This window comes from Paraburkholderia sp. GAS42 (genome assembly GCF_050436565.1).
In the GTDB taxonomy this organism is placed as follows: Bacteria; Pseudomonadota; Gammaproteobacteria; order Burkholderiales; family Burkholderiaceae; genus Paraburkholderia.
In genome coordinates, this window is record NZ_JBNDML010000007.1 from 81,798 (window position 1) to 94,548 (window position 12,751).

The window sequence follows — 12,751 nt, forward strand, 5'->3', positions numbered from 1 at the left end:
AATTTGCTGGAGGGAAATCGTAGGGTTCGCGGTGTGGGCGGACGCTATCGTGGCACGCGGCCGGACGGTTGCCCGTACGCGCGGCGAGAACGCCGACAGGACGACGAAGGGACCACTACCGCGCCGCGCGCCGTGAAACGCGCGTGACGACGACGAGCCCGAAGGCGCCGAGCATCAATGCGCTGGCGGCCAGCCACAACGCCGGCGAAAACGAGCCGGTGTGTGCGGCGACCGGCGCGGCCACGAGCGGGCCAACAATCTGGCCGATGCCGTAAGCGGCGGTCGCATAGCCCATCAATCCCGCGGCGTGATCGCCATGCAGACGACGCGCTTCACGCATCGCGAACAGCGTGATCGCCGTGAACGGCAGCCCGATCAACATACTGCCGATCGCGAATCCCGCCGCAGTCGGCCAGATGATGCCCGAGGCAATACCCGCCGCCTGCAGCACGTAGCAGCCGGCCAGCAGCGTGCGATTGTCCCAGTGGAGCGGCAGACGCGCGCCGAGCAACGCGCCGACGATGAGCGCCACGCCGAACATCGGCCAGAACAGATCGGGCCAGGCCGAGCCAGGCAACGCGGCGCGCGCGATCACCGGCAAAAACGTCGCGGTGATGATGTAGCCGAAGCCGGGGACGCCATACAGCACGATGAGCCAGAAGGCGTCGGCGCGGTGGGTGTGACGCGCGTTGTCCGCGTGTTGGGTGGCTTGTCGGGGCTGGGGCTGGTGGGTGGATTGGGACGCAAGGGGGCGGCTAGCTGATGTGGCGCGATCGGAATGCTGTACGTGCTGTGCGGCCTTGCCGTGTTGAGCGGCTTCGGACGCGTGATGCCCAGCGGCTGGCGTCGCCCGTGTCGTTCCCGTTCCCGTTCTCGTTCCCGTTTCCGGCGCAGACGAAGCGGAGCGCCGGGGAGCGGATCCAAAAACATGCCATACGAGCGCCGCCAGCACCGCCGAGATGAGCCCGAAGCCGATCCACCCCACTGTCGCGCCGAGACCGCCCGCGGCGCTCACCAGCAGGCCCGTGCCGACGATCCCGACGCCCGGCCCTGTATAGATCACGCCACTCCAGCCGTGCGCGCCCAGCTCGGTGAGCCGGCGCAGCCCCCACTGCGATGCGAACACGAACGTCCACGCGCTGACGGCCCCGCCCACCAGCCGCACCAGCGCCCAGATCCAGAACTGGTCGGTGACACCCATGACGAGCGTCAGCACGACAGTGACAGCGAGACCGACGCGCACCATCCGCGCGTGATCGACCCGCAGCGCCGCGCAGGAAATCGCGCCGATGAAATAGCCCGCGTAGTTGAAGGAAGCGAGCAAGCCGCCATGCCGGATATCGATCGCGCCGCTTTGCAGCATCAGGGGCAGTAGCGGCGTGAATGCGAAGCGCCCGACTCCGAGCGCCACAGCGAGCGCCACCATGCACGCGAGCGCGGCGCGCCGGGCGTCGTGGGAGTGAGCGGAGGATACGGTGGCGGGAGCGGCGAGAAGGGTCATGGGTATCGACGAAGGTTTTCCGGAGCCGACGACACGCGCGCGTCGGTCATCCCGTTCTCTGATACTAGTCCGCTCTTCACATCATAAAAAATGAATTATGATGATTGGAGGAATCTCCGGGAGAGAACGATGGACCTGGCCGCCTTGACCATCTTTCGCGCTGTAGTGCGCGAAAACGGGGTGACGCGCGCTGCCGCGAAGCTGAACCGGGTGCAGTCAAATGTCACGACCCGCATCAAGCAACTGGAAGTACAGCTTGGCACGGACCTGTTTATCCGCGATGGTCGTCGACTCGTGCTGACGCCGGCCGGCGAAACGCTGCTGCCGTACGCCGAGCGCCTGCTCGCGCTTGCGGACGAAGCGCGCCACGCCGTGCGCGAAAACCGGCCGAACGGGCGACTGCGGCTTGGGACGATGGAAAGCGTCGCGGCAAGCCGGCTGCCGGCGCTGCTCGCGCGGTATCACCAGCGTTGGCCCGAGGTCGCGCTGGAACTCGAAACCGGCACGACGGGACGGCTTATCGAACGTGTGCGCGAATTCGAGGTGGACGCCGCGCTGGTCGCGACGCCACCCGATCCGGACGCGCTGTGCGACGTCTTCGATTACGTACCGGTCTTCCGTGAAGAACTGGTCATGCTGACGCCGCGCGGTCACCCGCCGATTCGCGACGCGCGTGATGTCGCGCTATCGACGCTCGTCGCGTTCGAGCGCGGTTGCGCGTATCGAAGCTACATCGAGAAGTGGTATCTGGAGCACGGCATCCGGCCGGCGCGCGTGCTGGAACTGGGTTCTTACCACGCGATGGTCGCGTGCGTTGCTGCAGGCGCGGGCGTTGCGATCGCGCCGCGCTCGGTGCTGGATTTGCAGCAGAACGTCGACGAGATCGTGGTTCATCCGCTCGACGAACTCGGCGCGATCGATACGCTGCTGATCTGGCGACGCGGACACTTCTCTTCAGCCCTGAACGCGCTGCGCGAGCAGTTACTGGCGGAGAGTAACCTGGCGACGGATGAACATCCACAGCGTGAGATCGCGCAGCCCGTGTGAACGCGGCTCGCGTCAACAACTGAGGGAAGCAGTCGTTCTGAAAAGCAGAAAGCCGCGAGTTCAACGCTCGCGGCTTTCTGATTCGACATCTCGCGGTCAGGGACAACCTGACCGCCAATGCGCGTTACACGCCTTCGATTACAGCTGCGCTTCGACCCAACCCTTCACACCCGCGAGGGCCGCCGGCAGATTCGCCGGCTCCGTGCCGCCAGCCTGAGCCATATCGGGACGGCCGCCGCCCTTGCCGCCGACCTGCTGCGCGACAAAGTTCACGAGTTCGCCAGCCTTGACCTTCTTGCTCGCATCCGCGGTCACACCTGCGATCAGGCTCACCTTGCTACCTTCGACCGAAGCCAGCACGATTGCCGCGCTCTTCAGCTTGTCCTTCAGTTTATCGACGGTTTCGCGGAGCGTCTTGACGTCCGCACCTTCGAGCGTCGCGGCCAGCACGTGGACACCCGCAACTTCGACCGCCTGACCCGCGAGTTCATCGCCCTGGCTGGAAGCAAGCTTCGACTTCAGCGCGCCGAGTTCCTTCTCCAGCGATTTGACCTGATCCTGAACCTGCGCGATACGCTGCGTCAGCTCCGACGGCTGCGCCTTCAGCGCGGCTGCGGCAGCGTTGATACGCGCGTCGAGTTCCTGCACGAAGCGCACGGCGTTGTCGCCCGTAATGGCTTCCACGCGACGGATGCCCGCGGCCACACCGCCTTCCATCACGATCTTGAAGAAGCCGATGTCGCCCGTACGACGCACGTGCGTGCCCCCGCACAGTTCGCGCGAGAAGCCGAGATCGAGCACACGTACTTCGTCGCCGTACTTTTCGCCGAAGAGCGCCATCGCGCCGCCCTTCACTGCTTCATCGAACGGCATCACGCGCACGATGCCCGGCGCGTTCGCCAGCACTTCGGCGTTCACGATCGCTTCGACCTGGCGAATCTGTTCGTCGGTCATCGGCGCGTTGTGCGCGAAGTCGAAACGGGTCTTGTCGGCATCGACGAGCGAACCCTTCTGCTGCACGTGCGAGCCCAGCACTTCGCGCAGCGCCTTGTGCATCAGGTGGGTGGCCGAGTGATTGCGTTCCGTGCGCGCGCGGAGCACCGCGTCGATCTCCGCCTTCACGATGTCGCCGACCTTCAGCGTGCCTTGTTCCAGGGTGCCGTGATGACCGACCACATCGGCCTGCACCTTCAGCGTATCGGCGACGGCAAAGCGCACGCTCGCGTTGGCAAGCAGACCCTGGTCGCCGACCTGACCGCCCGACTCCGCGTAGAACGGCGTGTGATCGAGCACGACGACCGCCTGCTGGCCCTTCGCGACTTCCTTGACGGAGGCGCCCTCGACGTACAACGCAATAATCTTCGCGTCGTCGAAGACGATTTCTTCGTAGCCGTGGAACGTCGTCTTCGCGCCGGAATATTCGAGCCCCTGCGCCATCTTGAACTTGCCGGCCGCGCGCGCCTGTTCGCGCTGACGGGCCATTGCTTCGTCGAACGCGGGCTCGTCGACCGTCACTTCGCGCTCGCGGCAGACGTCTGCCGTCAGATCCAGCGGGAAGCCGTACGTGTCATGCAGCTTGAACGCGAGTTCACCATCGAGCGTCTTGCCACCCTTCGCGTCGAGATCAGCCAGCGCGCTCTCGAGGATCGACATGCCGTGCTCGATCGTTTCGAAGAAGCGTTCCTCTTCCTGACGCAGTACGTCGGTCACGCGCTGTTCCGCGTCCTTCAGTTCCGGATACGCGCCGCCCATCTGCGCGACGAGGTCCGCGACGAGACGGTGGAAGAACGAACCCTTGCGGCCCAGCTTGTAGCCGTGACGGATCGCGCGACGCACGATCCGGCGCAGCACGTAGCCGCGGCCTTCATTGCCGGGAATGACGCCATCGACGATCAGGAACGAGCACGCGCGAATGTGATCGGCGATCACTTTCAGCGAGTTGTTCGTCAGATCGGTCACGCCGGTTTCGCGGCCAGCGGCCTTGATCAGTGCCTGGAACAGATCGATTTCGTAGTTGCTGTGCACGTGCTGCAGCACGGCGGCAATACGCTCGAGACCCATGCCGGTATCGACACACTGCTTCGGCAGCGGCGTCATGTTGCCCTGGGCATCACGATTGAACTGCATGAACACGAGATTCCAGATCTCGATATAGCGGTCACCATCTTCTTCAGGCGATCCCGGCGGGCCACCCCATACGTCCGGGCCGTGGTCGTAGAAGATTTCCGAACACGGGCCGCACGGGCCGGTATCGGCCATCTGCCAGAAGTTGTCCGACGCGTAACGCGCGCCCTTGTTATCGCCGATGCGGATGATGCGCTCGACCGGTACGCCGACTTCCTTCGCCCAGATGTCGTGCGCTTCGTCGTCTTCGTGATAGACCGTGACCCACAGCTTGTCTTTCGGCAACCCGTAGACGCCCGTCAGCAGTTCCCACGCGTAGTGGATCGCGTCCCGCTTGAAATAGTCGCCAAACGAAAAGTTGCCGAGCATTTCGAAGAACGTATGGTGACGCGCGGTGTAGCCGACGTTTTCCAGATCATTGTGCTTGCCGCCCGCGCGCACGCTGCGCTGCGAGGTTGTGGCGCGCGAGTACGGACGCGATTCCGCGCCGAGGAACACGTCCTTGAACTGCACCATTCCCGAATTGGTGAAGAGCAGCGTCGGATCGTTGCCGGGCACGAGGCTCGACGAACGGACAATCGTGTGGCCCTTCGATTCGAAGAACTTGAGGAACTTCTCGCGGATTTCGGAGGCTTTCATGGCGTGCGGGGGACGGTCCTGACTGTTTCGGCTGCATCCTGGGATGCGCCAACTGATTGTTTCCTGAGCCGCTGATTATACGGGATCGGCGCCCGTGCGCAGCGGCTTGAGGCGGTCTGCGCACAACGTTAGCCATCCGGCCAGGTTTTTCTCGCCGATCCGTGCGGGGCGGGCCTTCGCGGCCTCAGATCCGTCCTATGCCATCCGGCCGATGGGTCGTCTGACGGGAATCGCTTAAGATTCAGGACATCGATACGGCAGCTGCACCACGCGGTGCGCATGCCTTGCAGCCACGCTTAAAGGAGACACAAAGAGAATATGGGCGCCCTCAGTCACATCCGCGTGCTGGATCTCACACGCGTGCTCGCCGGCCCCTGGTGTGCACAGACCCTCGCCGACTTCGGCGCGGACGTCATCAAGATCGAACGTCCCGAAGTGGGCGACGATACGCGCCATTGGGGCCCTCCGTACCTGAAAACACCTGCTGGCGAAGACACGCGCGAAGCCGCGTATTACCTTGCCGCGAACCGTAACAAGCGCTCGGTCACCGTCGATATCGCCACGCCCGAAGGGCAGCAGATCATCCGTGATCTTGCCGCGCGGTGCGACGTCGTGCTCGAGAACTACAAGGTCGGGCAGTTGAAGAAATACGGGCTCGATTATGCATCGCTGAAAGAAGTGAAGCCGGACATTGTCTACTGCTCGGTCACCGGTTTCGGCCAGACAGGCCCGTACGCGCAGCGCGCGGGCTACGACTTCATCATCCAGGGCATCGGCGGCTTTATGAGCATCACCGGTGAGCGCGACGCGCTGCCCGGCGGCGGCCCGCAAAAGGCCGGTGTCGCCATTGCCGACCTGATGACTGGCATGTACTCGACGATCGCCGTACTGACCGCGCTCGCCCATCGCGACCGGACCGGCGAAGGTCAGTACATCGACATGGCCTTGCTCGACGTGCAGGTCGCCATGCTTGCCAACATGAACTCGAACTACCTCGCGAGCGGCAATCCGCCGGTGCGCTGGGGTAACGCACATGCGAACATCGTTCCCTACCAGACGTTCCAGACGAGCGACAGCTGGATCATCGTCGCGGTCGGCAATGATGGGCAGTTCCGCAAGTTTGTTGAAGCAGGCGGCCGCGCGGAACTCGCCGATGACGAGCGTTTCTCAACCAACCCGGCACGCGTGCGCAACCGCGAAACGCTCGTGCCGCTGCTCGCCGACATGGTCCGGCTGAGAAGCAAGCAGGCGTGGATCTCGGCGCTGGAGGCGTCGGGCGTGCCGTGCGGGCCGATCAACGATCTCGGCGAAGTGTTCAGGAATGAGCAGGTGGTCGCACGGGGTATGCAGGTCGACCTGCCGCATCCGTCGGGCGGGATGGTCAAGCTGGTTCGCAATCCGGTCAATATGAGTGTGACGCCGCCACAGGCGGTCGCTCATCCGCCGATGCTCGGCGAGCATACCGACGAGATATTGCGGAGCGTGCTCGGACTGGATGACGCGCGGATCGCGGATTTGAGGGCACGGTCTGTGATCTGACTCGTCGTGCTGACGTGGGTGCTAAAGGCGGCTGCTGGTGTCGGCTTCGGCTTCGGCTTCGGCTTCGGCTTCGGCTTCGGCTTCGGCTTCGGCTTCGGCTGCGGCTGCGGCTTCGGCTCCGGTTTCGGCTTCGGCTCCGGTTTCGGCTTCAGCTTCGGCTGCGGCTGCGGCTTCAGCACCAACGCTCCCACTGCCACCGCCTTTCGTCCAGCCCCGCTGGCTACGCGTGCCCGTCACGCCCGGACACTGGCGCCAGCGATTCCAGCCAGCACATCCCTTCAGGCCAGTCACCCAGACCGCTTGCGGCGTTGATATGACCGCGAGGGCCGATGTCGAACCACGCACTCTTCCAGGCCCTGGCGCAGGTCTGTGAGAACGCGGGACCGCCGTGCGGATCGTCAGTACTGGCCACCACGATCGTCGGAAACGGTAGCGGTTCGAGCGGCACGGGCGCGAAGCCGGACGCGTCAGCCGGAAACTGCGCTTCCGCCGGATCAGGTACTGCAACCAGCAGCGCGCCAGCCACTTTCGCTGCACGCGCCGCAGTCGCGTATTGCCCGGCCCAGAAGGCTACCGTCAGACAGCCGAGGCTATGCGCGGCGAACACCACCGGCACGTCGGCGGCGGCAACGGCCTCATCCAGCGTCCGGCACCACGCGTCGCGCACCGGGCGATCCCAGTCTGGCATCCGGACGCGCGAATAGTCGGGATGTGCCGCTTCCCAGCGTGTCTGCCAGTGACCTTCACCGGAATTCTGATATCCGGGCAACACCAGAACCTTATGCGTTGTCATCGCCTTTCTCCGTCTCGCCGGTTTGTCGTCATGTTCAGTGAAACACCCTGCCCACGCCCACACCGCGTGGATCAGCGGCAGGCTCCGGCGTCGTGCCGTCCACGCGGATTAACTGGACATCGCCGTTGAAGACCTGCCCTTCGAGCGTGTAGCCCAAACCCTGCAACTGTTCGGCCAGTTCACCCGTGACCGGATGATACGGCTCCCAGTAGATTGTCTTCGGCGGCAGCAGTTGGTGATGAAAGCGCATCGCGGCGAGCGCGTCGGCAGGCGGCATACCGAAATCGTAAAGATTCGTCATCACCTGGAAGATCGACGTGAAAATCCGCGAGCCGCCGGGTGTGCCGATCACGAGCGAAACCTTGCCGTCCTTGAGCAGGATGGTCGGCGTCATCGACGACAGCGGCCGGCGGCCCGGCGCGACTGTATTGACATCGCCGCCCGTCACGCCGAACTGGTTTGGCGCGCCAGCCTTCGTGACGAAGTCGTCCATCTCGTCGTTCAGCGCGAAGCCGGCGTTGTCCACAACAACACCCGACCCGAACGGTCCGTTGAGCGTATACGTGTTCGACACTGCATTGCCCCATTTATCAACGACCGAAAAGTGCGTCGTCTCGGCGCGCTCCGGCATCGAATCGCCGAGGCCCGGCTTCACGGGTGCGGCGCCCGGCACTTCGTCAGGCGACACCTCGTCGGCACGCTGCGCGAGGTAGGCGTCGTCAATCAGTCTGTCGACCGGTACGCGATACGAATCCGGGTCGCCCATGTACTGCTGGCGGTCAGCGAACACGCGGTCCTCGATCTGCGCGATCAGGTGAATATAAGGTGGCGAATTCAGCTCGAGCCCGGCGAATGCCGGCTTCAGATCGGCCTTCATCTTCAGCATCTGGATCAGGCCCACGCCCCCTGAACTCGGCGGCGGCGCCGTGACGATCTGATATCCGTTCCAGTCGGCTGTCATCGGCTGGCGCCAGACGGCTTTGTATTGCGTCAAATCACCCTTCGACAGCAGGCCGTGACCATACATCTGGGTACTGATCAGATCGGCGGTCTTGCCTTCGTAAAACTCACGGCCGCCGTCGCTCGCGATACGCGACAGCGTCTGCGCCAGCTCCGGCTGGCGGAAGTTCGCGCCCGCCTTCAGCCCCGAGAAGTACACGCTGAAGTTGGTCTTGCCCGCGAAATTCTTCGACGCGTATTCCGCGCGCTTCTGCAGCCACGGCTCAACGACGAAACCGTCGGTCGCATATTTGATCGCCGGGGCAAGCACCTGCTTCCACTTCAGCTTGCCGAAACGGCGCTGCGCCTCCCACATGCCGTCGACCGTGCCCGGCACGGCCACCGCCCTGAATCCGACGAGGCTCATGCCCGGCACGGGGTTGCCCTTGTCGTCCAGATACATGTCGCGGGTCGCCCGTTGCGGCGCGCGTTCCCGATAGTCGAGAAAGTAGGGCTTGCCGTCGATATAGAGCGTCATGAACCCTCCGCCGCCGATATTGCCGGCGTCCGGATAGGTGACTGCCAGCGTGAACGCGATCGCGACCGCCGCATCGACCGCGTTGCCGCCGGCGGCGAAGATCTGCTGAGCCGTGTCGGCACTGTAGCGATCGGGCACCGCGACAGCCGATGCGTCGAGTACCGTTTTCGGCGGCGGCGCAGTTTTGGCGAGCGCGGGCGCGACCGGCACGAAACTACATGCCAATGCGGCGACCAGCGTGACCGCGCCCAGATGGCGGCGCAGGGACAGTGAGGCGAAAGGCGCGCGGGGCGCATCGTGCATGGGATCGGGCATCCGTGAAACTCCGGGAACTGAAGGCGCCATGTTGCCGAACGGCCGGCCTTCGGGCAAGGCGCGTGGCCGGCACAGCCAGGCCGCGCCGGTGCGCGTGAATGGTGAAATACCGCTTCCGCGGCGAAAAGGTCCGGACCGGATGTGGCTCAACAGGGCCCGCGACTTCAAAACAACCCATTCGCTTCAATCGCGACGGGCTTTAAACGCCCCAACCGCTCAATGTCCCGTGCCAGTCAGCCCGCCTGCGGCCCATGACAGCAACTTTCAGTACATTTCTGGTGAAATCTGTCGTTATTGTCTTCATATACGTTGCATGTTGCGAGGCAGCCTGTGCCGCGACGCTCGCATTCTGGCCGGGCGGCGCGCACGCGGACAACGCGTTTTACCTCCTGTTGCACGCTGTAACAGCGTCCGGACGAAGTCCTCACTCCGGCCGCGTGCCGCGCGAACCCTGGCGCTCCTTGACTGGTCAGGTAGAATTGACAGATAAGCGGGCGCATCGCGCGTCCCCGAACGACTTTCACCATCACGCATGAATACCGAACGCAACGAAGCGCCCGCGGCATCCAATTTCATCCGCAACATCATCGATGACGACAACCGCTCCGGAAAGTGGGGCCAGCGCGTGGAAACACGCTTCCCGCCTGAGCCAAACGGCTATCTGCACATCGGTCACGCGAAGAGCATCTGCCTGAATTTCGGCATCGCCAGCAGCTACGGCGGCGTGTGCCATCTGCGTTTCGACGATACGAATCCGGAGAAGGAAAGCGTCGAGTACGTCGATTCGATCATCGATGCCGTCACCTGGCTCGGCTTCGACTGGACGAAGGACGGCAAGGAACAGCTGTATTACGCGAGCGATTACTACGACAAGCTGTATGCGTTCGCCGAACTGCTGATCGAGCGCGGCAAGGCGTATGTGGACAGCCAGTCGGCCGAAGAAATGCGTGCGAACCGCGGCTCGGCGAGCGAGCCGGGCACGCCGTCGCCGTTCCGCAACCGCACGGCACAGGAGAACCTCGACCTCTTCCGCCGCATGAAAGCGGGCGAGTTCAAGGAAGGCGAGCACGTGCTGCGCGCGAAGATCGATATGGCGTCGCCGAACTTCAACATGCGCGACCCGGTCATCTATCGCATCCGTTTTGCGCATCACTACCGCACCGGCGATCAATGGTGCGTGTATCCGATGTACGACTACACGCACTGCATTTCGGACGCGCTCGAAAACATCACGCATTCGCTGTGCACGCTCGAATTCGAGGATCACCGGCCGCTATACGACTGGATCCTGAACGAACTGGCCGACGCCGGCGTGTTCACACGTCCGCTGCCGCAACAAATCGAATTTTCGCGCCTGAACCTCACGTATGCGATCACCAGCAAGCGCAAGCTGCTGCAACTGGTGACCGAAGGCCACGTCGAAGGCTGGGATGATCCGCGCATGCCGACCATCGTCGGCGTCCGCCGGCGCGGTTTCACGCCGGGGAGCATCAAGCTGTTCTGTGAACGCATCGGCATCACCAAGGTCGATTCGTGGATCGACATGAGCGTGTTCGAAGGCGCGCTGCGCGACGATCTCGACGACAAGGCGCCGCGTACCGCCGCCGTGCTCGATCCGCTGAAGCTGATCATCGACAACTTCCCGGAAGGCACGACGGAAGAATGCAGTGCGCCAGTTCACCCGCATCATCCGGAAATGGGCACGCGCACGTTCCCGATCTCGCGCGAACTGTGGATCGAGCGTGACGATTTCACTGAAGCACCGCCGAAGGGTTATTTCCGGCTGTTCCCGGGCAACAAGGTGCGTCTGCGCTATGGCTACGTGATCGAATGCACGGGCGCGGAGAAGGACGCGAACGGCAACGTGATCGCCGTGCACTGCAATTATTTCCCGGACAGCAGGTCGGGCACGGAAGGCGCGAACACCTACAAGGTCAAGGGCAACATCCATTGGGTGAGCGCCGCGCACGCGCTGCCAGCTGAAGTGCGCATTTACGACCGCCTGTTCCGCGAACCGCAACCCGATGCGGGCGGCCGGGACTTCCTCGAAGCGTTGAACCCGGATTCGAAACGTATCGCCAGCGCGTACCTCGAACCGGGCATGCACGACGTGCAGCCGGAGCAACGTTTCCAGTTCGAACGACATGGTTATTTTGTCGCCGATCGCTACGATTCGAAGCCGGGAAAACCCGTCTTCAACCGTATCGTGACTTTGCGGGATAGTTGGGGCAAGCCGGCGTAAGCCGGGTGTTCCACTGACCGTCGGGCACTTGAATGCAGTCCGCGGCGCATCGCTTCCGGCAGGAACGTGCGCCGGCGCGCTCCATACCATCGACAGGGCGTTGCGGCGGGATCCGATTTTTTTGAAAAGGCGCGCCCTTCCCGGAGGAGCAATGAAGTTCGCAGCCCGAATCCGGCTGATCGCATGCGCCGCCGCGGCTACGTTCGCACTCGGCGTTCACGCCGATGAACTCACCGGCACGCTGAAGAAAATTCACGACGACGGCGTCATCACGCTCGGCGTGCGTGAGGCGTCGATTCCGTTTGCCTACTCCGATGGCGGCCACACAGTCGGCTATTCGTACACGATCGCGTTGCGCATCGTCGATGAGATCAAGAAAGCACTGGGCGTGCGCGATCTCAAGGTGCGCGAGATCGTCGTGACGTCGAGCAACCGCATTCCGATGCTGCTCAACAACCAGATCGACCTCGAATGCGGTTCAACCACGCACACGGTGGAGCGCGAGTCGCTGGTCGCGTTTTCGGACAGCTTCTTCCAGTACGCGGTGCGCATGATCGCGCGCAAGAAATCCGGCATTGCGGACTTCGCGGATCTCGCGGGCAAGTCTGTGGTGACGACGGCGGGCACGTCGGATGAACGCCTGCTGCGCCAGTTGAACAGCGAGAAGCAGCTCAACATGCGCATCACGGCGACCAGGGATCATCCAGAGGCGTTCGCCGCCGTGCGCGCCGACCGCGCGGTGGCGTTCGTAATGGACGAGCCGCTGCTGCACGGCCTGAAGGCCGCGGAAGCGCATCCCGAAGACTACGTGATCACCGGCACGCCGCTCGGCTACGAGGCGTACGCGTGCATGTTCCGCAAGGGCGACGCGCCCATGCGTGACGTCGTCAACGGGGTCATTTCGCGGATGCAGACGTCCGGCGAAGCTGAGCGGCTCTACAACGTCTGGTTCACCCAGCCGATTCCGCCACACGGCACGAACCTGAACTTCCCGATCTCCGCCGAGATGCGCGAACTCTTCGCCCATCCGAACGACAAAGCGCTCGATTAAGCCGCGCCAGCCGCGTGTCCGCG

Annotated in this window: 9 protein-coding genes; 4 read left to right on the top strand and 5 right to left on the bottom strand. The window is 63.7% G+C overall.

The window, feature by feature from the left end:
* Positions 1-115 precede the first annotated feature (115 nt).
* Positions 116-1,501, bottom strand: coding sequence for a YbfB/YjiJ family MFS transporter (locus P3T16_RS12760; protein WP_429342576.1), 1,386 nt, complete (start codon positions 1,499-1,501; stop codon positions 116-118).
* A gap of 129 nt (positions 1,502-1,630) precedes the next feature.
* Between P3T16_RS12760 and P3T16_RS12765 the strand changes: the two genes are divergently transcribed.
* Positions 1,631-2,548, top strand: coding sequence for a LysR substrate-binding domain-containing protein (locus P3T16_RS12765; protein ID WP_429342577.1), 918 nt, complete (start codon positions 1,631-1,633; stop codon positions 2,546-2,548).
* 138 nt (positions 2,549-2,686) lie between these two features.
* Here P3T16_RS12765 and alaS read toward each other — a convergent pair whose 3' ends face one another.
* Positions 2,687-5,311, bottom strand: a complete 2,625-nt coding sequence (gene alaS, locus P3T16_RS12770) for an alanine--tRNA ligase (RefSeq protein WP_429256708.1) — start codon at positions 5,309-5,311, stop codon at positions 2,687-2,689.
* A 318-nt stretch (positions 5,312-5,629) separates the two neighbouring features.
* Between alaS and P3T16_RS12775 the strand changes: the two genes are divergently transcribed.
* Complete coding sequence (locus tag P3T16_RS12775) at positions 5,630-6,850, top strand: CaiB/BaiF CoA transferase family protein (protein WP_429342578.1); 1,221 nt, start codon at positions 5,630-5,632, stop codon at positions 6,848-6,850.
* Between the two features lie 21 nt (positions 6,851-6,871).
* Here P3T16_RS12775 and P3T16_RS12780 read toward each other — a convergent pair whose 3' ends face one another.
* From P3T16_RS12780 to ggt, 3 genes are read right to left on the bottom strand one after another with little or no spacing between them, the layout of a single operon-like run.
* Positions 6,872-7,087, bottom strand: coding sequence for a hypothetical protein (locus P3T16_RS12780; protein ID WP_429342579.1), 216 nt, complete (start codon positions 7,085-7,087; stop codon positions 6,872-6,874).
* A complete protein-coding gene (locus P3T16_RS12785) occupies positions 7,071-7,643 on the bottom strand; it encodes an RBBP9/YdeN family alpha/beta hydrolase (protein WP_429256711.1) in 573 nt (190 codons plus the stop codon). Before P3T16_RS12785 ends, P3T16_RS12780 begins: the two co-directional genes overlap by 17 nt.
* A 34-nt stretch (positions 7,644-7,677) precedes the next feature.
* A complete protein-coding gene (ggt, locus tag P3T16_RS12790) occupies positions 7,678-9,435 on the bottom strand; it encodes a gamma-glutamyltransferase (RefSeq protein WP_429342580.1) in 1,758 nt (585 codons plus the stop codon).
* Between the two features lie 532 nt (positions 9,436-9,967).
* On the opposite strand from ggt, the gene P3T16_RS12795 reads away from it, so the two are divergent.
* Both P3T16_RS12795 and P3T16_RS12800 read left to right on the top strand, forming a co-directional pair.
* Positions 9,968-11,677 (top strand): glutamine--tRNA ligase/YqeY domain fusion protein, encoded by a 1,710-nt coding sequence (locus P3T16_RS12795; protein WP_429342581.1) that lies wholly within the window; start codon positions 9,968-9,970, stop codon positions 11,675-11,677.
* A gap of 151 nt (positions 11,678-11,828) precedes the next feature.
* A complete protein-coding gene (locus P3T16_RS12800) occupies positions 11,829-12,728 on the top strand; it encodes a transporter substrate-binding domain-containing protein (protein WP_429256714.1) in 900 nt (299 codons plus the stop codon).
* Positions 12,729-12,751: the final 23 nt, after the last annotated feature.